Annotated in this window: 16 protein-coding genes and 1 pseudogene; 15 read left to right on the plus strand and 2 right to left on the minus strand. The window is 73.2% G+C overall.

What is annotated here, in order from left to right; all coding sequences use genetic code 11:
• Positions 1-195 precede the first annotated feature (195 nt).
• The 9 genes and pseudogenes from BS75_RS28250 (at position 196) to BS75_RS28290 (ending at position 11,357) form a co-directional block, all read left to right on the plus strand.
• Entirely contained in the window at positions 196-2,355 is a 2,160-nt protein-coding gene (locus BS75_RS28250) for a RecQ family ATP-dependent DNA helicase (protein WP_034090269.1), read from the plus strand.
• A 93-nt stretch (positions 2,356-2,448) separates the two neighbouring features.
• Positions 2,449-2,640, plus strand: a pseudogene (locus BS75_RS28255) (substrate-binding domain-containing protein); the annotation flags it as partial.
• Positions 2,641-2,788: 148 nt separating this feature from the next.
• Positions 2,789-3,949, plus strand: a complete 1,161-nt coding sequence (locus BS75_RS28260; RefSeq protein ID WP_042436461.1) for a DUF4192 domain-containing protein — start codon at positions 2,789-2,791, stop codon at positions 3,947-3,949.
• 115 nt (positions 3,950-4,064) lie between these two features.
• Entirely contained in the window at positions 4,065-4,811 is a 747-nt protein-coding gene (locus BS75_RS28265; protein ID WP_034090271.1) for an NUDIX hydrolase, read from the plus strand.
• Between the two features lie 60 nt (positions 4,812-4,871).
• Positions 4,872-6,176, plus strand: a complete 1,305-nt coding sequence (locus tag BS75_RS28270) for an ATP-binding cassette domain-containing protein (RefSeq protein WP_052069754.1) — start codon at positions 4,872-4,874, stop codon at positions 6,174-6,176.
• Positions 6,173-6,955 carry an ABC transporter permease gene (locus BS75_RS28275; protein ID WP_034090272.1) on the plus strand — a complete coding sequence of 261 codons (783 nt, stop codon included), beginning with the start codon at positions 6,173-6,175 and terminating at the stop codon, positions 6,953-6,955. Before BS75_RS28270 ends, BS75_RS28275 begins: the two co-directional genes overlap by 4 nt.
• A 177-nt stretch (positions 6,956-7,132) precedes the next feature.
• A complete protein-coding gene (locus tag BS75_RS28280; protein ID WP_042436464.1) occupies positions 7,133-8,038 on the plus strand; it encodes a FadR/GntR family transcriptional regulator in 906 nt (301 codons plus the stop codon).
• A 668-nt stretch (positions 8,039-8,706) separates the two neighbouring features.
• On the plus strand, positions 8,707-10,323 hold the full coding sequence (locus BS75_RS28285; protein WP_034090274.1) for an RNA polymerase sigma factor: 1,617 nt from the start codon (positions 8,707-8,709) through the stop codon (positions 10,321-10,323).
• Positions 10,324-10,520: 197 nt separating this feature from the next.
• The gene (locus BS75_RS28290; protein WP_042436684.1) at positions 10,521-11,357 is read left to right on the plus strand and encodes a S1 family peptidase; all 837 of its coding nucleotides are present in this window, start codon (positions 10,521-10,523) and stop codon (positions 11,355-11,357) included.
• A 198-nt stretch (positions 11,358-11,555) separates the two neighbouring features.
• On the opposite strand, the gene BS75_RS28295 is transcribed toward BS75_RS28290, so the two are convergent.
• A complete protein-coding gene (locus BS75_RS28295; protein ID WP_034090275.1) occupies positions 11,556-11,789 on the minus strand; it encodes a DUF7455 domain-containing protein in 234 nt (77 codons plus the stop codon).
• Positions 11,790-12,294: 505 nt separating this feature from the next.
• Here BS75_RS28295 and BS75_RS28300 point away from each other — a divergent pair.
• From BS75_RS28300 to BS75_RS28325, 6 genes are all read left to right on the plus strand, one after another.
• The gene (locus BS75_RS28300) at positions 12,295-14,424 is read left to right on the plus strand and encodes a DNA gyrase/topoisomerase IV subunit B (RefSeq protein ID WP_034090276.1); all 2,130 of its coding nucleotides are present in this window, start codon (positions 12,295-12,297) and stop codon (positions 14,422-14,424) included.
• A gap of 199 nt (positions 14,425-14,623) precedes the next feature.
• Positions 14,624-15,112 carry a CcdC protein domain-containing protein gene (locus BS75_RS28305; RefSeq protein ID WP_034090277.1) on the plus strand — a complete coding sequence of 163 codons (489 nt, stop codon included), beginning with the start codon at positions 14,624-14,626 and terminating at the stop codon, positions 15,110-15,112.
• A 72-nt stretch (positions 15,113-15,184) separates the two neighbouring features.
• The gene (locus BS75_RS28310) at positions 15,185-16,345 is read left to right on the plus strand and encodes a sensor histidine kinase (RefSeq protein WP_034090278.1); all 1,161 of its coding nucleotides are present in this window, start codon (positions 15,185-15,187) and stop codon (positions 16,343-16,345) included.
• Between the two features lie 9 nt (positions 16,346-16,354).
• Positions 16,355-17,152 (plus strand): response regulator transcription factor, encoded by a 798-nt coding sequence (locus BS75_RS28315; protein WP_034090279.1) that lies wholly within the window; start codon positions 16,355-16,357, stop codon positions 17,150-17,152.
• A gap of 253 nt (positions 17,153-17,405) precedes the next feature.
• Complete coding sequence (locus BS75_RS28320) at positions 17,406-17,810, plus strand: DUF485 domain-containing protein (RefSeq protein ID WP_042436686.1); 405 nt, start codon at positions 17,406-17,408, stop codon at positions 17,808-17,810.
• A complete protein-coding gene (locus BS75_RS28325) occupies positions 17,807-19,411 on the plus strand; it encodes a solute symporter family protein (protein ID WP_034090281.1) in 1,605 nt (534 codons plus the stop codon). The genes BS75_RS28320 and BS75_RS28325 overlap by 4 nt, the downstream gene beginning before the upstream one ends.
• A gap of 162 nt (positions 19,412-19,573) precedes the next feature.
• Here BS75_RS28325 and BS75_RS28330 read toward each other — a convergent pair whose 3' ends face one another.
• Positions 19,574-20,476: a sucrase ferredoxin gene (locus BS75_RS28330; RefSeq protein ID WP_034090282.1), complete on the minus strand. Its 903-nt coding sequence runs from the start codon at positions 20,474-20,476 to the stop codon at positions 19,574-19,576.
• Between the last annotated feature and the right edge of the window lie 2 nt (positions 20,477-20,478).

Genomic DNA, 20,478 nt, shown 5'->3' on the forward strand with positions numbered 1-20,478 from the left:
GGGCCTGATGCGGCAACGGCAGCCCTGTCGGAAGTGTCACCGATCAGACGCTTTGCCGCTTATATTCCAGCATTGATTACGATCATGCACGGTTAGGCGCTCCCGGGGGAGGCTGACCAGCCGTCAGTCGAATCGGGGGCCGCCGTTCCGGCTGCGGGTTCGCGCGATGTCGGTGCTGTCCGGTTGCATGGGGGCATGAGCGACATGGAACTGCGTGCCGAGGCCGATGCTGTGCTGGCCCGTCTGGTGGGGGACGGGAGCGGTACGGCGCGTCTGCGTGAGGACCAGTGGCAGGCGATCGAGGCGCTGGTGGTGGGTCACCGCCGGGCGCTGGTGGTGCAGCGGACCGGGTGGGGGAAGTCGGCGGTGTACTTCGTCGCCACCTCGATGCTGCGCAAGCGCGGCGCCGGTCCGACGGTGATCATCTCGCCGCTGCTGGCGCTGATGCGGAACCAGGTGGAGTCGGCCGCGCGCGCCGGGATCGCCGCACGGACGATCAACTCGGCCAACCCGGAGGAGTGGGACGCGGTCCAGGCGGAGGTCGCGGCCGGGACCGTGGACGTGCTGCTGGTCAGCCCGGAGCGGCTGAACTCGCCCGACTTCCGCGAGTCGGTACTGCCCCGGCTGGCCGCCACCACCGGCCTGCTGGTGGTGGACGAGGCGCACTGCATCTCGGACTGGGGGCACGACTTCCGCCCGGACTACCGGCGGCTGCGCACCATGCTGGCGGAGCTGCCGGCCGGGGTGCCGGTGCTGGCCACCACGGCGACGGCGAACGCCCGGGTCACCGCCGACGTGGCCGAGCAGCTGGGCACCGGCGGGGACGAGGCCCTGGTGCTGCGCGGGCCGCTGGACCGGGAGAGCCTTCGTCTCGGCGTGCTCCGGCTGCCGGACGCGGCGCACCGGCTGGCCTGGCTGGGGGAGCGGCTGGGCGAGCTGCCGGGCTCGGGAATCATCTACACGCTGACGGTCGCGGCGGCGGAGGAGGTCGCGGCGTTCCTGCGTCAGCGCGGCTACCCGGTTGCCTCCTACACCGGGCGGACCGAGAACGCGGACCGGCTGCGGGCCGAGGAGGACCTGCTGGCCAACCGGGTGAAGGCGCTGGTGGCGACCTCGGCGCTGGGGATGGGTTTCGACAAGCCGGACCTCGGCTTCGTGGTCCACCTGGGGTCGCCCTCGTCCCCGATCGCCTACTACCAGCAGGTCGGCCGCGCCGGGCGCGGGGTGGACCACGCGGACGTGCTGCTGCTGCCGGGGCGCGAGGACGAGGCGATCTGGGCCTACTTCGCCTCGGTGGGCTTCCCGCCCGAGGAACAGGTGCGGCGCACCCTGGCCGCGCTGGAGCAGGCCGGCCGGCCGCTGTCGCTGCCGGCCCTGGAGCCGCTGGTGGAGCTCCGGCGCTCGCGACTGGAGACGATGCTCAAGGTCCTGGACGTGGACGGCGCGGTCAAACGGGTGAAGGGCGGCTGGACCGCGACCGGACAGCCGTGGACCTACGACGCGGAGCGGTACGCCTGGGTCGCCCGGCAGCGGGAGGCCGAGCAGCAGGCGATGCGGGACTACGTGTCGACCACCGAGTGCCGGATGGAGTACCTCCAGCGGCAGCTGGACGACGAGAAGGCGGCCCCCTGCGGCCGCTGCGACAACTGCGCCGGGCCCTGGCTCGACGCCGCCGTCTCCTCCGGGGCGCTGGCCGGGGCGGCCGACGAGCTGGACCGCCCCGGGGTCGAGGTCGAGCCGCGCCGGATGTGGCCCTCGGGCATGCCCGCGGTCGGGGTCGACCTCAAGGGCCGGATCCCGGCGGGCCAGCAGGCGGCCACCGGCCGGGCGCTGGGCCGGCTGTCCGACATCGGCTGGGGCAACCGGCTGCGCCCGCTGCTCGCGGAGCAGGCGGCGGACGGACCGGTGCCGGACGACGTGCTGGCCGCCGTGGTGACGGTGGTGGCCGACTGGGCGCGCTCGCCGGGCGGCTGGGCGGCCGGAGTCCCCGACGCGGCGCCGCGGCCGGTGGGCATCGTCGCGATGCCCTCGCGCTCCCGCCCGCAGCTGGTGGGCTCGCTGGCCCAGGGGCTGGCCCGGGTCGGCCGGCTGCCGCTGCTGGGCAGCCTGGCGTACACCCCGCAGGCGGGAGTCCACCCGGCGCACCGGAGCAACTCCGCCCAGCGGCTGCGCGCCCTGGCCGCCTCCTTCGCCGTCCCCGAGGAACTCGCCGCGGCCCTGGCCGCCACCCCGGGGCCGGTGCTGCTGGTGGACGACTGGACCGACTCCGGCTGGACCCTGGCGGTGGGCGCCCGGCTGCTGCGCCAGGCCGGCGCCGAACAGGTCCTGCCGCTGGTCCTGGCCCTGGCCGGCTAGCCGGGGCGGGGCAGCGGGCTCCGGCGGCCGGCCGGGGCGGGCGGCGCGGCGGGGGTCAGCGGGGGCCGAGCCGACTCCAGTTCCTGGGCCCACCAGGACGTCGCGGTGGGCGGCTTCGACGACTCCAGCATCGCCGCGGCCACCCGCCCGGGGCTGACGACGGTCCGTCAGCCCCGGGACCGGATCAGTGCGGAGATGGTCCGGCTGCTGCTGTCGCTGATCGCCGGCGAGCCGCCGGCCTCGGTGATCCTGCCGACGGAGCTGGTGCGGCGCGGCTCGGCGTGAGCGGGACCCCTGCCCGGTTGGCCACGGGTGAAGCAGGAACGGTTCTGCTTCACCCGTGCGGGTGGCGGAGTTTTCCACAGCCGCCGATTCGTCCACAGGTGGCGCCGAACGGACGGGCGGTGTCGGCCGTCGGCCCGAAGCTCGACCCATGAACGAGAACCCGCGCACCCCCGCCCGCTCCTCCTTCGAGCACCCCGTCGTCCGGATGCGGACCCCCGCCGACATGGTCGACGCCCTGCCCTACCTGCTCGGCTTCTTCCCCAACGACAGCATCGTGGCCCTCGGCCTCCAGGGGCCGCGCCGCAGCCAGGGCGGCACGGTCCGGGTCGACATCCCCGAGCCCGGCGCCTGGCCGCGCGCGGCCGAGGAGGTCGCCCGATTCCTGGTGGCGCTCTCCGAGCACCGCGACCGCCGTCCGGACGCCGTGATCGTCTACCTGTGCCGCGACCCCGCCCCGGGGCAGTCCGGTCAGGAGACCGCCGAGGGGCTGCGTCCGCTGGCCCTCGCCCTGGCCGAGGCCTTCGCGGCGGTCGGCATCCCGGTCCACGAGTCGCTCTGCGTCGTGGACGGCCACTGGTGGTCCTTCAGCTGCGGGGACGCCCGCTGCTGCGATCCCGGCGGTACGCCGGTCGACCGCCCCGGCAGCACACCGCCGGTCGCGGCGGCCGCCGCCTACGCCGGCATCCAGCTCCGGGGGAGTCTGAAGGCACTGCAGCAGGCCCTCGACCCGGAGGGCGCGCCGACCGCCGAGGCCCAACTGCAGGCCTTCGAGGAGGCGGTCCCGGCACTGGTCGAGGAACTCCTCCGGAGCGGCGGCCGGGAGGCCGTCCGGCGGCGCACCAACGAACTGGTGGACATTGCCGTCGCCCGGTTCCGGGCGGGCGCCGAGGACCTTCCGGTCGCCGAGGCGGCCCGGCTGATCCTCGGGCTCCAGGACCGGCTGGCCCGGGACCGGGCCGCGGAATGGCTCGACCCGCCCGACGTCGAGCACGCCCAGCGGCTCTGGCGGTTCCTGGCCCGGCGCTGCGCCGTGCCCTTCGACAGCCATGCGGCGGCCCCGCTCGCCCTGCTCGGCTGGACGGCCTGGGTGACCGGCGACACGGTCACCGCCCGGGTCGCGCTCGGTCGGGCCCTGGTGGCCGACCCGGACTACACCTTCGCCCAACTGCTCTACGAGGCGGTCAACACCGGCGCCGAACCGCGCTCGCTGTGCGCGACGCTCAGGGCGGAGCGCCGGGCCCGGCAGCGGCGGGCCAGGCGTCCCGCCGGTCGCAGACGGGTGCTGCGCGGGCCCCGGGTGCGGAGCTGAGCGTGCCCCGGCGGCGTCCCGGCGGGCCCGCGCCCGGCCGGGGCGGTAGTCCGCTCGGACGGAACTCGGACCCGGGGAGCTGTTTATCGTCACAGCGACGACTAGGATCGACCCCATGTCGCGTTACGATCCGTCGGCCTTCCCCCCATTCGCGGTCACGGTCGACCTGGTGGTGTTGACCGTGCGCGATCATGCGCTGTGCGCTCTGATGGTGCGCCGCGGCGAGCCTCCCTACCAGGGCTTCTGGGCCCTGCCGGGCGGATTCGTGCGCCCGGACGAGGGGCTGATCGAGGCCGCCGCCCGGGAGCTCGCGGAGGAGACCGGGCTGCGCACCCACGGCGCGCCCGGGCAGGGTCCCGGCGTCGGGGCCCACCTGGAGCAGCTGGCCACCTACGGCGACCCGCAGCGTGACCCGCGGATGCGTGTGGTCAGCGTCGCCCATCTGGCGCTCGCCCCCGACCTGCCCACCCCCCGCCCCGGCGGGGACGTCCGCAGCGCCCGCTGGGCCCCGGTCGAGGAGCTGCTCGGCAGCGGCAAGGACGACGGGCTGCTGCTGGCCTTCGACCACACCCGGATCCTCGCGGACGGGGTGGAGCGGGCCCGCTCCAAGATCGAGTACTCCTCGCTCGCCACCGCGTTCTGCCCGGAGGAGTTCACCGTCGGGGAGCTGCGCCGGGTCTACGAGTCCGTCTGGGGCGTCGCCCTCGACCCGCGGAACTTCCACCGCAAGGTCACCGGCACCCCCGGCTTCCTGGTCCCGGCCGGCGGTACGACCACCCGCCAGGGCGGACGTCCGGCCCAGCTGTTCCGCGCCGGGAGCGCGACCGTGCTGAACCCCCCGATGCTCCGCCCGGAGAACTGACGCGGGAGCGGGCTCCCGGCCGACGGTGTCAACGCGCCGTAGACGGCAATACCACGCACGGTGACGGCGCCGGTCTATGGTGCTGGCTACGGGGACGTCCGGCTCCCCGCCGACGCGGGGGTGATCCTCTCCATGTTCCAGGCGATCGGGCTGACCAAGAGCTACCGCCGGGGCCGTCCTCCGGCGCTGCTCGACCTCTCCTTCGACGCGCGGCAGGGGCAGGTCACCGCACTGCTGGGCCCGGTGGGCTCGGGCCGGACCACCGCGCTGCTGCTCGCCCTCGGGCTGGAGCGCGGCCGGGGTGCGGCGCTCTTCGACGGCCGCCCCTACCGCCGGATCCGCTGCCCCGAGCGCGAGGTCGGGGTGGTCCTGTCCGAGCACGACCGTCCGCCGCGCCACCCCGACCGCCGGGCCCGGGGGCACCTGCGGATGCTCGCGGCGGCGGCCGGGGTCCCGGCCCGGCGGGCCGAGCAGATGCTGGAGCAGACCCGGCTGGTCGGGGCCGGCGAGCACCGGCTGCGCACCTTCTCGCCCGGGATGAACCGGCGGCTGGCCCTGGCCGAGGCGCTGCTCGGCGATCCGCGCACGCTGCTGCTGGACGAGCCGACGCAGGACCTCTCGCCCAAGAACTGCGAGTGGTTCCACGCCGTACTCCGGGCTTTCGCCGCCGGGGGCGGCACCGTCCTGGTCACCGTGCGCAGCCCGCAGGAGGCGGCGGCGCTGGCGGACCGGGTGGTCACCCTGGAGCACGGGCGGCTGCTGGCCGACCAGCCGGTGGCGGAGTTCCTGCGGACCCGGCTGCACGACGAGGTGTCGGTGGCCGGTCCCCGGATCGGCCGACTGGCCGACCTGCTCACCCAGTCGGGCGCCCAGGTCCGCCGGGAGGGCGGTGCCCGGATCTCGGTCGGCGGGGTCAGCCGGACCGAGATCGGCGAGTTGGCCTTCCGGCACGGCATCCTGCTGCACGAGCTCGCGGACCGTCCCGGCACCGTCTCCGCCGAGCCGACCGCGGTCGCGCCGGCGACGGAGGCGCCGGAGGCGGTCGCGGCTCCGCCCGCCGGGGTCGGGATCCCCGCCGGGCAGCGCGCGGAGCAGCGGCACTCGCGACTGCAGCCGGTGCGCCAGTCCACCCGGACCTCCGTCGGGCCGCCGGCCCGGCAGCCCGCCGAGACCGCCCAGCCCGTCCAGTCAACCCGGCCCGCCGAGGAAGTGGCGCAGCTGGCGCAGGTGGTTCCGCAGGCGACCGACAGCGAGACCGGCGAGACCGTGGTCGTGCTGACGCCCGGTGCGGTCGTGTCGGCCTCGGTCGTCGTCCAGCAGCCCGCCGCCGGACCCCGCACCAGTTCCGCAGGAGACGTCCAGTGAAGGCCCTGACCTACGAGCGCCGCCGACTCACCGGCGTCCGCTCCACCTGGTTGATCGTCCTCGCCGTGCTGGTGCTGGATGCCGCGCTGGCCGAGGTGACCGTGCGGCAGGCGGCGCTGGCCGAACCGGTCCGGGTGCTGACCGCCGGCGTGCCGCTGCTGCCCCTGCCGCTGGCAGCGATCGGCGCGGGTGCGCTCGGCGCGCTCTCCTACGGCCACGAGATCCGCTATCCGGGACTGCGCCCGCTGCTGCTCGCCCCCCGGCGCCGGCTCGCCCTGCTGCTCGCCAAGCTCACGGTGATCGGCGTCGTCTCGGCCCTGCTGGCCCTGGCGACGCTCACCCTCGACGCCGTTCTGCTGCACCTGGCCGGCGATGCCGGGGCCTTCGAACACGCGCTCCTGCACGGCCGCTTCCCGCAGGCGCTGGCCGGCTTCGTCGCCCTGGTGGTGGCCGGCGGCTGGATCGGCCTGCTGGCGGCCGGGCTGCTGCGCAGCGCCGCCGCCGGGCTGCTGGTCCTGGTCGCGCTCCCACTGCTGGTCGAACCGGTGCTCAGCCTCCTGCGCGGGGACGCCCTGCTGCCGCCGCGGGGGCTGGGGCTGTCCCGGTTGCACGCCTTCTACCCGGTCGACACCCGGCACGCGTGGTTCTACGGCCCGCTCAGCGGTCTGCGCGGCGCCCTGCCGCTGTCCTCGGTCGCCCTGGCCACGCTCGTCGCCGCACCGGTGCTGGTGCTGCTGACCGGCTACCTGCTGCTGCTCCCGCGCCGACGCGGCATCTGAGCGGAGCCCCGCCGGGTCACCGCGAATGACCCGGTGAACATATGTGCGGGGGCTTGTGGGGGTCGGGGACGATCCATCCGGATATGACGTCAATTATGTAGAGACGGGCGATCACCCTTTCGTGTGCTTTTCACGAAAGTCCTCAAGCTGAGGCGCGCGAAGGCCGACAAAGGAGAGGTGAGTACCGTTGCGCATCCCCCCATGACCACCGCCCGCCTGTCCGAGACGTCCCGCTCCGGACTCGGCGAGCTGGACCGCTTCCCCGTCGGCGAACGCACTGCCGAGCGGGCCTTCCCCGAGCGCGGCACGCCCGGACCCTCCCCCCGCTGGGACGCTCCCGAACCGGAGCTCGGCCGCGCCCGCCGCTCCTCGGGCAGCCGGGGCCGAGGGCTGCACGGGCAGCTCGTCCAGCAGCTCGGACAGATGATCGTCTCCGGCGACCTCGGGGCCGACCGCCCGCTGGTGCCCGAGGAGATCGGCCAGCGCTTCGAGGTGTCCCGCACCGTCGTCCGCGAGTCGCTGCGGGTGCTGGAGGCCAAGGGGTTGGTCAGCGCCCGCCCCAACGTCGGGACCCGGGTGCGTCCGGTGGCGGACTGGAACCTGCTCGACCCGGACATCATCGAGTGGCGCGCCTACGGGCCGCAGCGCGACGACCAGCGCCGGGAGCTCTTCGAGCTGCGCTGGGCCATCGAGCCGCTGGCCGCCCGGCTGGCCGCGGGCCACGGCCGGGACGAGATCCACCAGCGGATGGTGGACATGACCGAGATCATGAGCCACGCCGCCGAGCAGGCCGACCAGGTCACCTTCAGCCGGGCCGACACCGAGTTCCACACCCTGCTGCTGGAGCTCTCCGGCAACCGGATGCTGGAGCACCTGGCCGGGATCGTCGGTTCCGCGCTCAATGTCTCCGGCGGCCCGATCACCTCCTGCGAGCGGCCCTCCGAGCCCTCGGTCGGACTCCACACCCGGCTGGTCGACGCGCTGGGGACCGGCGACGGGACCGCCGCCGAGGCGGCGATGCGGGCGCTGCTCACCGTCCACCCCGAGGTCGACCATGTGGTCCCGGCGCCGCGCGAGCACTGAGCCGCGACCACCGCACCCGGCGTCCCAGGCCGGGCCCGACCGACCGGGCCCGGAACGCCCGCCGCCGGCCCACCCCGGTACCGCTGCCCGTTCCTCGCCGCCGCCAGCTCTTCGAACAGATCGAACACCGGGGCCTCCGCCCCACCCGAGACCGTCGTCCCACTCACCGGGCGGCGGTCTCCGGCGTTCCCGGCCCCGACGGCCCGACCGCCCCGACGGCCCGACGGCCCGACCGCCCCGATGGCCCCACCGCCCTGACGGCCCGAGCACGCTGACGGCCCGAGCACGCTGACGGTCCGACCGACCCTGGGGGCCCGACCGACCTGCGGTGCGTCAACCTCGCGCCCCGCCGATTGCTCCACTCGGCTTCCGCCCGCGCCCGCCCTCCCGGGAGCGGGCGTCACTGGATCGGGCGACGGGCGGAATGAGATTCCATCGTTCGGCGTTGAGGGGGGTACTCCTAGGGCGGAGAGTGTGACCTGCGCCACGAAAGCGGGGCGTAACACTTCTCCCCGCACAGCGATGTGTACGGAGGTGGCCTTTGGAGGGAAGTCCTTCGGACGTCCCTCTGCACCACACAGGTACCACTCCAGCAGTTTGATCCTCAGTTTTCCAGAACCTGCCCCTCTCGGGCGGGTTTCTGTCCACTCACGTCCGAGAGGTTGTTCGTGTCGGCCAGCACATCCCGTTCGCTCCCCCCCGAAATCGCCGAGTCCACCGCGCTGATGGATCTCATCGAGCGGGGCAAGGCACAGGGGCAGATCGCCGGCGATGACGTGCGCCACGCCTTCGAGGTAGACCAGATCCCGGTCACCAAGTGGAAGAACGTCATGCGCAGCCTCAACCAGGTCCTCGACGAGGAGGGTGTGACGCTGATGGTGAGCGCGGCGGAGTCATCTGCGCCCAAGCGCCCCCGCAAGAGTGTCGCGGCGAAGACCACGGCGACCAAGGCCACGGCGACAAAGGCCGTGACCTCGCGCACGGTTCCGCCGACGACCACGACCCGCCCGGCGGCCCCGAGCGCCGTCGCCGCGGCCAAGCCGATCGCCGCCGTGCCCGCGCTGGGCCCCGTCGGCGACCTGGGCGAGGCCGAGGGCCCCTTCGAGGCACAGGCAAGCCCCCCGGCCAAGAAGGCCGTGGCGAAGAAGGCGGTGGCCAAGAAGGCCGCCCCGGCGAAGAAGACCGCGGCCAAGAAGACCGCCGCGGGCAAGGCGGGCAAGTCGGACGACGACCTCGGACCCGAGGACGAGGCGGCCGAGGAGCCCACTGTCAAGGTCGAGGGCGAGCCGGTCGAGGGCGAGGAGGAGTCGCAGGGCTTCGTCCTCTCCGACGACGACGAGGACGACGCGCCCGCGCAGCAGGTCGCCGTCGCCGGTGCCACCGCCGACCCGGTCAAGGACTACCTGAAGCAGATCGGCAAGGTCCCGCTGCTCAACGCCGAGCAGGAGGTCGAGCTGGCCAAGCGGATCGAGGCCGGGCTCTTCGCCGAGGACAAGCTGGCCGCCGCCGACAAGCTGGTTCCCAAGCTCAAGCGCGAGCTGGAGATCATCGCCGAGGACGGGCGCCGCGCCAAGAACCACCTGCTGGAGGCCAACCTCCGACTCGTGGTCTCGCTGGCCAAGCGTTACACCGGCCGCGGCATGCTCTTCCTGGACCTGATCCAGGAGGGCAACCTCGGTCTGATCCGTGCGGTCGAGAAGTTCGACTACACCAAGGGCTACAAGTTCTCCACGTACGCCACCTGGTGGATCCGCCAGGCGATCACCCGCGCCATGGCCGACCAGGCCCGCACCATCCGCATCCCGGTGCACATGGTCGAGGTCATCAACAAGCTCGCCCGGGTGCAGCGGCAGATGCTCCAGGACCTGGGCCGCGAGCCCACGCCGGAGGAGCTGGCCAAGGAACTCGACATGACCCCGGAGAAGGTCGTCGAGGTCCAGAAGTACGGGCGCGAGCCGATCTCGCTGCACACCCCCCTGGGTGAGGACGGCGACAGTGAGTTCGGCGACCTGATCGAGGACTCCGAGGCGGTCGTCCCGGCCGACGCGGTCAGCTTCACCCTGCTCCAGGAGCAGCTGCACTCGGTCCTGGACACGCTGAGCGAGCGCGAGGCCGGTGTCGTCTCGATGCGCTTCGGTCTGACCGACGGTCAGCCGAAGACCCTGGACGAGATCGGCAAGGTCTACGGGGTGACCCGGGAGCGGATCCGGCAGATCGAGTCCAAGACCATGTCGAAGCTGCGCCACCCGTCGCGGTCCCAGGTGCTGCGCGACTACCTGGACTGATCCCTCGCGATCACCGACCGAAGGGCCGGGGCCCGGAGCCGAGTGCTCCGGGCCCCCGGCCCTTCGGCGTCGCTCACCCTTCGAAGGCGTGTTCCCACCCGTTCGGCGGCAGGTCGGTCGGACACGCCGGGTGACCGGTCAACTACGCTGTGCCCTTCGGTCGGTGACGGGGCGGAGGGGTGGAGCGGGTGGCGGTCATGGTGGGCGCGAAGAGGTTCGACCGGGTGGCGGGGCGCAGGGCACTGCTGGTCCTGCTCGCGGCGCTGCCGGCGGCGGTGGTGACCGTGCCGCCGCCCGCCTACGCGATCATCGGCGGCGAGTCGGCCACCATCGCGCAGTATCCGTGGATGGTCGGGCTGGCGAGCCGCTCGGTCTACGGCGGGGTGCGCTCCGGCCAGTTCTGCGGCGGCGTGCTGGTCTCGCCGACCAAGGTGGTCACCGCCGCGCACTGCCTCTACGACGAGGCCACGATGCAGCCGGCCGACCGCCCGGACCTGAAGGTGATCGTCGGCCGGACCGACCTCTCCACCGCCGACGGGGAGGAGGTCCCGGTCAGCAGTGTGTGGATCGACCCGGACTACTCGATGCACACCAACACCTGGGACGTGGCGGTGCTCACGCTGGCCGAGCCGCAGTCGGAGCGGGCGGTGCTGCCGATGGTGGGTCAGGGCGAGACCGCCCCCTACCGGGCCGGGACCATGGCGACCGTCCTCGGCTGGGGGGACATCCGCGGCGACGGCGACTACCCGATGGACCTCCATGCGGTGCAGCTGCCGCTGATCGGTGACGCCACGTGTGCCCGTGACTACCCGACGGGCGGGGAGAACCTGTTCCAGTCGCGGATGATGGTCTGCGCCGGGGAGCAGACCACCGGCGGGCGCGACGCCTGCCAGGGGGACAGCGGCGGCCCGCTGGTGGTGGCCGGGCGACTGGTCGGGCTGGTCTCCTGGGGGACGGGCTGCGCCCAGCCGGGCTATCCCGGCGTCTACACCCGGCTGGCGGCGATGGCCGACGCGGTGCGTGCCCAACTGTGAGCCCGGAGTGAGTGCGGGGCGGGCTCGCGGCGGGTGCTGTGACCGGGCTGCGCCGTCGAGTTGAAGCTGTGTGAGCTGAAACACACTCGGGCCGGGCAGTGAACCCTGGGTTCACTGCCCGGCCCGAGTGCCTCAGCGGTCAAGCTCCGGTGGTGCAGCTCGTCGTCGGGGCTGCCTCAGCGGCAGCCGGGGAACGCCTCAGCGGTCCTCATCGCTCGCGGAGGTGGAGGCGGCCGTCAACCGGCCGGTCTCGTCCTGTATGTCAGCTGCGATCTTCTTCAACTCCGGCTCGAACTTGCGGCCGTGGTGAGCGCAGAAGAGCAGCTCGCCGCCGGTTGCCAGCACGACGCGCAGGTAGGCCTGGGCGCCGCACCGGTCGCAGCGGTCAGCTGCGGTCAGCGGGCTCGCGGGGGTCAGAACTGTAGTCGTCACGTCGCCTCTTCTCTAGCTCGACGAGCTGTCGTACCAGGGTCAACATCCAACCAGGCCGAAAACGTTCCCGCTCACGGCTTTTCTTTTTGTGAACTGGAGTGCTTCCGGCGGTTGTGCCGGGGTTGGGGCGGAGACGGCGGTGTCGCTGCCGCTGTTTGCATTCTCTTGTCAGAGAGGACGTGCCCTGAGTGCCTATGGTTCATGCCTGCCGGAGGCTGTGGCATGCGCTTCACTCGAACGCAATATCGAACGCTCGTGCGAAGTGCGCGTAGCATAAGCCCCGCGCAGGTCGAAGCAGAAGCCCCAGCCCGCACACCGGTAGCCTGCAACCCGGCACCATTGACGCCATGGTGCACCGGCCGCCCGACCGGAAGCCAGGGGAAGGGGCCGTGTTCGCGCTCCGCGTAGCGCCGAGCCGCCCATTCGCGGCAGTCGGCACGGCGGCGCCGGCGGCAGGAACAGCAGTCGGAGCAGTAGTCGGACCAGACCGAGGAGAAGTGCCCGCGTGACCGCCGAAACGACCGTGCAGACCGCCAGCTCCCTGCGGGGTGCCGGGGGGGCCAGCAACGACGGCTCCAACTACACCGCGCGGCACCTGCTTGTCCTCGAAGGATTGGAGGCGGTCCGCAAACGCCCCGGCATGTACATCGGCTCCACCGACAGCCGGGGTCTGATGCACTGCCTCTGGGAGATCATCGACAACGCCGTGGACGAGTCGCTGGCCGGCTACTGCGACCGGATCGAGGTGTTCCTCCACGCCGACAACTCGGTCGAGGTCCGCGACAACGGCCGCGGCATCCCGGTCGACGTCGAACCGAAGACCGGCCTGTCCGGGGTCGAGGTCGTGATGACCAAGCTCCACGCCGGCGGCAAGTTCGGCGGCGGCTCCTACGCCGCCTCCGGCGGCCTGCACGGCGTCGGCGCCTCCGTCGTCAACGCGCTCTCCGCGCGGCTGGACGTCGAGGTCGACCGGAGCGGCCACACCCACGCCATAAGCTTCCGGCGGGGCACCCCGGGCCGCTTCGCGGGGGAGGGCCCGGAGAGCGCCTTCACCCCGGCGAACGGGCCCGAGAAGGTCCGGAAGGCGCCGCGCGGGCGCACCGGCACCCGGGTCCGCTACTGGGCCGACCGGCAGATCTTCCTCAAGGACGCCCGGCTCTCGCTGGAGAACCTGCACGCCCGTGCCCGGCAGACGGCCTTCCTGGTCCCCGGGCTGACCATCGTGGTCCGCGACGACCGGGCCATCGACGGGGCCCCCAGCGACGAGCAGGTCTTCCGCTTCGACGGCGGGATCGCCGAGTTCTGCGACTTCCTGGCCCCGGACAAGGCGGTCTGCGACACGCTGCGGCTGAACGGCTCCGGCACTTTCAAGGAGACCGTCCCGGTCCTCGACGACCTCGGCCACATGACCCCCACCGAGGTCACCCGCGAACTCGGGGTGGACATCGCGCTGCGCTGGGGCACCGGCTACGACACCACCCTGCGCTCCTTCGTCAACATCATCGCCACCCCCAAGGGCGGCACCCACGTCTCCGGCTTCGAGCGCTCGCTCACCAAGACCCTGGGCGAGGCGCTGCGGTCGGCCAAGCTGCTCCGGGTCGCCGAGGACGACATCACCAAGGACGACGCCACCGAGGGCCTCACCGCCGTGGTCACCGTCCGGCTGGCCGAGCCGCAGTTCGAGGGCCAGACCAAGGAGGTGCTCGGCACCTCCGCCGCCACCCGGATCGTCTCCGCCGTCGTGGCCAAGGAGCTCAAGGAGTTCCTGACCTCCGCCAAGCGGGACGACAAGGCGCAGGCCCGCGCGATCATGGAGAAGGTGGTCGCCGCCGCCCGCACCCGGGTCGCCGCCCGGCAGCACAAGGAGGCCCAGCGCCGGAAGACCGCGCTGGAGACCAGCTCGCTCCCGGCCAAGCTCGCCGACTGCCGCAGCGACGACGTCGACCGCAGCGAACTCTTCATCGTCGAGGGGGACTCGGCGCTCGGCACCGCCAAGGTCGCCCGCAACTCCGAGTTCCAGGCGCTGCTGCCGATCCGCGGCAAGATCCTCAACGTTCAGAAGGCGTCCGTCTCGGACATGCTGAAGAACTCCGAGTGCGCCGCGATCATCCAGGTCATAGGAGCGGGCTCGGGCCGGACCTTCGACATCGACCAGGCCCGCTACGGCAAGATCGTGCTGCTGGCCGACGCCGACGTCGACGGCGCGCACATCCGCACCCTGCTGCTGACCCTGTTCCAGCGCTACATGCGCCCGATGATCGAGGCCGGCCGGGTCTTCTCGGCGGTGCCGCCGCTGCACCGGATCGAGCTCAGCAACCCGCGCAAGGGGCAGGAGAAGTACGTCTACACCTACTCGGACAGCGAGCTGCGCAACACCCTGCTCAACCTCCAGCGCAAGGGCCAGCGCTGGAAGGAGCCGGTCCAGCGCTACAAGGGCCTCGGCGAGATGGACGCCGACCAGCTGGCGGAGACCACGCTGGACCCCCGGCACCGGACCCTGCGCCGGATCAACGTCGGCGACCTGGAGGCGGCCGAGCGCGTCTTCGACCTGCTGATGGGCAACGACGTGGCCCCGCGCAAGGAGTTCATCGTGGACTCGGCCGCACTGCTGGACCGGTCGCGGATCGACGCCTGAGTCCTCGCGACAGCCGGGTCCTCGCGACGGCCGGGTCCTCGCGACGGCCGGGACCGCAGGCGGCCCGGGAAAGCCCTCCACCTCCGGGTGGAGGGCTTTCTCCATCCGCCGGTCAACCCTGGCTCCGACGCCGCGAACCGGACCGATCCGTAGATTTCGAGGTACAGGAACACCGGTTCCGACAGACTCGGAGAAGCAGATGCCCAGCCCAGTGAACGTCGTCGTGATCATCGCCGTCGTCGGCTATGTCGTCGCCCGCCAGTTCCAGGCCCGCCAGTTCAGCGGGAACGCCCGGCGGATGCTGATCCTTCCGGCGGTCCTCGCCGTGATGGCGCTGGAGAACCACAGCCTGATCGACCACCGGCACCAGGCCACGGCCGTCGCGCTGCTGGTGGTGGGGGTCCTGGTCGAGGTCGGCATGGGCTGCGTCTGGGGCTTCACCACCCGGATCTGGCGGGACGAGAACGGCACGATCTGGGCCAAGGGCACCAAGGCCACCGCCTTCGCCTGGGTCGGGATGCTGCTGGTCCGGGTCGGTCTGATCGCCCTGGGCAGCGCCCTGGGCGTGGCCTCGGGCGAGGGTGCGATCCTGCTCTCGCTGGCGGCGCTGCTCCTGGTCCGGTCCGCCGTGGTGACGTGGCGGGCAAGGGAGATCAGCCCGGCGTACCGTTTCCCTGTCGCAGGCTGACCGGTGAGTGTCATGGCGCTCCCCCTCGTCCGGTCCGCGGCGACGGCGGCCGACCGGACGAGGGGATTTCACGTGGAGCGGGACAGCTGGACGAATTGGCCGTCCCAGGAGGCGCTGGCGGGGCAGGGGGTGAGCCCGGCCCGGCGGTGGTCCGGCGTGGCCGCCCGCTATGTCGCGCTGGGCGTCACCCTCTGGGTGACCTTCGCCGACTCCGGCCTGCGGGGCGACCACGTCTGGATCGTGGCCGGGGCGAGCGCCGTCGGCGTCCTCGCCTTCGCGGGCTTCCTGCACGGGTCGCCGCGGCGGCGGATCCTGCCCTCCGTGCTCTGGCTGGCCCTGGTGCTGGGCTGTTCCCTGGTCGCGCTCCAGCTCGGCGGCCAGGGCATCGCGGTCCTGCTGCTCTGTGGCATCGCGATGGGCTCGATGCAGCGACTGCCGCCGGTCGTCGGGGTCTCGGTCACCGCGATCTCGGCGGTGCTCTACGTCCTGCTGCTGCCCCAGTCCGGGTGGTTGGGCAATCTCGGTCCGGTGGTGGGCCTGGGCGCCCTCGGCTATGTCGGCCGAGTGGACCGGGAGGTCCGGGCCGGCACCCTCCGGCTGCTGGAGCAGGAGCGGGCCGCCCGGACCGCCGAGGCGGAGTCCGCCGCGCTCGCCGAGCGGGCCAGGATCGCCCGGGAGATCCACGACGTGCTCGCCCACAGCCTCTCCGCCCAGCTGGTCCACCTGGAGGCGGCCCGGCTGATGCTGGACGCCGGCGCCGACCGGGCGCTGTTGCGGGAGCGGATCGTGGACGCCCGGCGGATGGCCCAGGACGGGTTGGCCGAGACCAGGGCGGCGCTGTCCGCGCTGCGCGGCGAGTTCGTCCCGGCGGGCGAGTTCCTGGCGGCGCTGGCGGAGGCGCAGGGCGCCCGGCTGCGGATCGAGGGCGCGCCCCGGCCGCTCGGGGCCGAGGCCGGGGTGGCGGTCCGGCGCACCGCGCAGGAGGCACTGACCAATATCCGCAAGCACGCGCCGGGGGCGGAGACCGCCGTCCGGCTGTCGTACCTCGACGGCACGGTCGAGCTGGAGGTGCGGAACGGCGCGGCGGTCGGCGACGACCCGGTGCTGGCGTCCAGCGGCAGTGGGTACGGGCTGCTCGGCATGCGCGAGCGGGCCGAGCTGCTGGGCGGTTCGCTGCTGGCCGGGCCCGAGGCGGGCGGCTTTCGCGTGCTCTTGAGGCTGCCCACACCGTAGGGTTGCGCGATGAGCGAGAACATCGTGCGGGTGCTGGTCGCCGACGACCAGAAAGTGGTGCGCGAGGGCATCGTGATGCTGCTCGGGCTGCTGCCGGGGATCGAGGTCGTGGGCGCCGCGGCGGACGGCGAGGAGGCCGTGCGGCTGGTCGAGGAGCACGCCCCGGACGTGGTGCTGATGGACCTGCGGATGCCGCGCTGCGACGGCGTCGAGGCGACCAGGCTGATCCGCAGCCGCCACCCGGGCACCGAAGTGGTGATCCTGACCACCTACGCCGACGACGACTCGCTCTTCCCGGCGCTGCGGGCGGGCGCGCGCGGGTACCTGACCAAGGACGCGGGCGGCGAGGAGATCGCCCGGGCCATCAGCGACGTGCGGTCGGGGGCGGCCGGGCTGTCGCCGCAGATCCAGGCCCGGCTGCTGGAACGGCTGTCCGGGACGGGGCAGCCGCCGACTCCGGCCGAGCCGGGCGCGAGCGGCGCGGCGGGGACGTCGGGGGCAGCCGGGGCGAACGCGGCGTCCGGTGTGTCCGGTGCGTTCGGGGCAGCGGCGCCGGTCCGCGCGCCGGTCCCGGCAGCGGCGGCGCAGCAGTCGGCCGGGCTGCCGGACGGTCTGACGGCGCGTGAGGCGGAGGTGCTGGCGCTGATCGCGGCCGGGCTGTCCAACGCCGAGATCGCCGGCCGACTCTTCGTCAGCATGGCCACGGTGAAGACCCACATCAACAACCTGTTCGCCAAGACCGGGGTCAGGGACCGGGCCCAGGCGGTGGGCTACGCCTACCGGAACGGGCTGTCGACGCAGGAGTAGCCGGGCACCGATCATCACCTGATGGAGTGAACGTCCGCACACCGGACCACGCGGGTGCGTCCCGCTCACCATGCTGGATGCCGACGGGCGCGGGGTCACCTGGGGGGCGCCCGGCACTCCATCCAGCGTGGGAGCACAGTTGTTGAGACAGCGGGAAGCGACGGGGACGCCGCCGGAGCAGGGATCGGTCGCGACAGCGGGGGAGCCCGAAGGCGCCGGGGCCGAGCCGGAGGGGGTGTCCGAGCCGGAGGGAGTGTCCGAGCTGAGGGGGGTGGCCGAACCGGAGGAGGCGGTCGGGGCGGAGGCGCCGCCCGCAGCGCCGCCCGCGTCGCCGGGGGCGGCGCTGCGGGCCGACGTCTACCGGCAGGTGCACGAGGGCGAGGAGTTCCGGGCCATCCGTCGCCGCTACCGGGGTTTCGTCTTCCCCGCCTGCGCGGTGTTCCTGCTCTGGTACCTGCTCTACATCGTCGCCGCGGTCACCCTGCCGGGGCTGATGGCCCGTCCGGTCGCCGGACCGTTCAACGTGGCCTGGCTGCTGGGGCTGCTCCAGTTCGCCACCACCTTCCTGATCACCTGGCTCTACGCCCGCCACGCCCGCGACCACCGCGACCGGGCCGCGCTCGGTCTGCGCTGGGAGACCCAGGACCGGCTCCGATGACCACTGACAGCCGGCACGCCCTGGCCGTGGGGCTGTTCACGGTGGTGGTCGTGGTCACCCTCGGCATCACCTTCTGGGCGGGTCGCCGCCGACGCGGGGCCGAGGACTTCTACACCGGCGGGCGCGACTTCAGCCCTATGCAGAACGGTTTCGCCATCTCCGGCGACTACATGTCCGCCGCCTCCTTCCTCGGCATCACCGGCCTCATCGCCCTGTACGGCTACGACGGCCTGCTCTACACCGTCGGCTTCCTGGTGGCCTGGCTGCTGGTGCTGATGCTGGTGGCCGAACTGGTCCGGAACTGCGGCCGGTACACCCTGGCCGACGTGCTGGCCCTGCGGATGCGCCGGCGGCCGGTCCGGGCGGCGGCCGGGATGTCGTCCATCGTGGTGTCGCTGCTGTACCTGGTGGCGCAGATGGTCGGGGCCGGCAGCCTGGTGTCGCTGCTGCTCGGGCTGAACACCGCCGCCGACCGGGCCTGGTCGATCGTCGGCATCGGCGCGTTGATGATCGTCTACGTGACCGTGGGCGGGATGACGGCCACCACCTGGATCCAGATCGTCAAGTGCGTGGTGCTGCTGCTGGGGACCTCGGTGCTGACGGTCATGGTGCTGCTGCGCTTCCACGGCGACCTCGGCTCCCTGCTGCGCTCCGCCGCCGCCCACAGCGGCTACGGCAGTCGCTTCTACGCCCCCGGCCTCCGCTACGGCGGCAGCGCGCTCAACCGGCTGGACTTCGTCAGCCTCGGCCTGGCACTGGTGCTGGGCACCGCCGGGCTGCCGCACATACTGTCGCGCTTCTACACCGTGCCCACGGCCCGTGCTGCCCGGCGCTCGACGATGTGGGCGATCGGACTGGTCGGCGGTTTCTACCTGATGACGATCGTGCTGGGGCTCGGGGCCGCTGCGCTGGTCGGCACCGCCGCCGTCCGCTCCGCCAACGAGGCCGGCAACACGGCGGTGCCGATGCTGGCGCAGGTGCTCGGCGGCGGGGCCGGGAGCACCGGCGGCACGGTGCTGTTCGCGGTGATCTCGGCGGTGGCCTTCGCCACCATCCTGGCCGTGGTCGCGGGGCTGACCCTGGCCTCCTCGGCGGCCTTCGCCCACGACCTCTGGGCCCGGGCCTTCCGCCGCCGGGACGAGGAGACGCCGACGGAGCAGCAGGAGGTGGTGGTGGCCCGGGTCTCGGCCGTGGTCTTCGGCGCGGTGGCGATCGTGCTCAGCCTCTACGCGCAGAAGCTCAATGTGGCCTTCCTGGTCGGCATCGCCTTCGCGGTCGCGGCCTCGGCCAATGTGCCGGCGCTGCTGTTCAACCTCTTCTGGCAGCGTTTCAGCACCCGCGGCGCGACCTGGGCGATCTACGGCGGGCTGGTCCCGGCGCTGGTGCTGGTGGTCTTCTCGCCGGTGGTCTCCGGCAATGCGGCGGCGATCTTCCCCGGGGTCGACTTCCACTGGTTCCCGTTGGAGAACCCGGGGGTGGTCTCGATCCCCTGCGGCTTCTTCTTCGGCTGGCTGGGGACGGTCACCTCGGGCGGGGCCGCGGATCCGGACGCCTACGCGGAGCTGGAGGTCAGGGCGCTCACCGGTGCCGGGGCGGTCTGAGCCGGGGCCGGTCGGGCACACGGCCGGGAACGGGTCGAAGCCCCCGGGCGCGACGGGGGAGGCGCGCCCGGGGGCATTTCCAGAGTAGCCCTTCCACCGGTGCCGAGGAGGGCCGAATCGAGGGTTCCCGGCGAGCAGTTGCCGAGGTACGGGCCGGTGGGCTCAGCGGGTCCGGAGGACCGGTCCGGCCTCGTAGCGGGCCGGGGTGACCAGTTCGGCCCCGCAGCTCTGGCTGCGCGGCGGCAGCGACACCCCGGCGGTGACCTCGACCGTCCAGCCGCGCCCGTCGCGGTGGTCCACCGCCACCGACCAGCCGGTGACGGTGGGGGTCTGCCGGAGCGTCAGCACCTCCGCGCGGTCCTCGCCGGTGTGCGCCCGCACCGCCAGTTCCGCCGCCTGGCCGGCCGGTTCCCAGTAGGAGCGCCCACGGCACCACTCGGGAGCCATCCGGCCCTCGTGGGTGGCGGCCAGGACCTCCTTGGCGCTCTCCGGGGTGAGCCGCCCGTAGGCGTAGCCGTAGGGCAGCACCAGCACGGTGGGCGAGAAGCGGTGCCCGCCGAGGTGGGTGGTCTCCCAGACCTGGGCGTGTCCGGCCGCGGCCAGCTCGGCGGCGAGCGGCCGGCCGAGCAGCGCGCAGCAGCGGTCGCGGCGGCCGTTGGTGCACACCAGCGCGAGCGGGTCGCCCCGGTAGGCGCTGCCCACGCCGTCGTGGGCGCCGGCGCCGAGCGCGGCGAAGTCCAGGTCGAGCAGGTCGGCCGGGTCCGCCGTCCGCAGTTCCCGGACCCAGGACAGGCCCGGACGGGTGTGTGCGAGGAAGACGTGCCGGGAGGGGTTGGGCGGGCAGTCGGCGTGTCGGCCGGGTCTGCGGATCAGTCCGATCCGCAGACCCGTGTCGCGGGCGCGCGACTCCAGGGCCCGGCCGAGCGCCGGGTCGAGGTGGCTCTGGGTCAGCGCCTTGGCGCCCCAGGGGCCCGGTTGCTCCAGCAGCAGCCAGCCGGCACCCGTGGTGGCGGTGCCGCCCATGGGTTCGGCGAGGGCCCTTGAAAGGGTGGTACAGGTGCTCACAT

It is taken from the genome of Streptacidiphilus albus JL83 (genome assembly GCF_000744705.1).
Lineage (GTDB): Bacteria > Actinomycetota > Actinomycetes > Streptomycetales > Streptomycetaceae > Streptacidiphilus > Streptacidiphilus albus.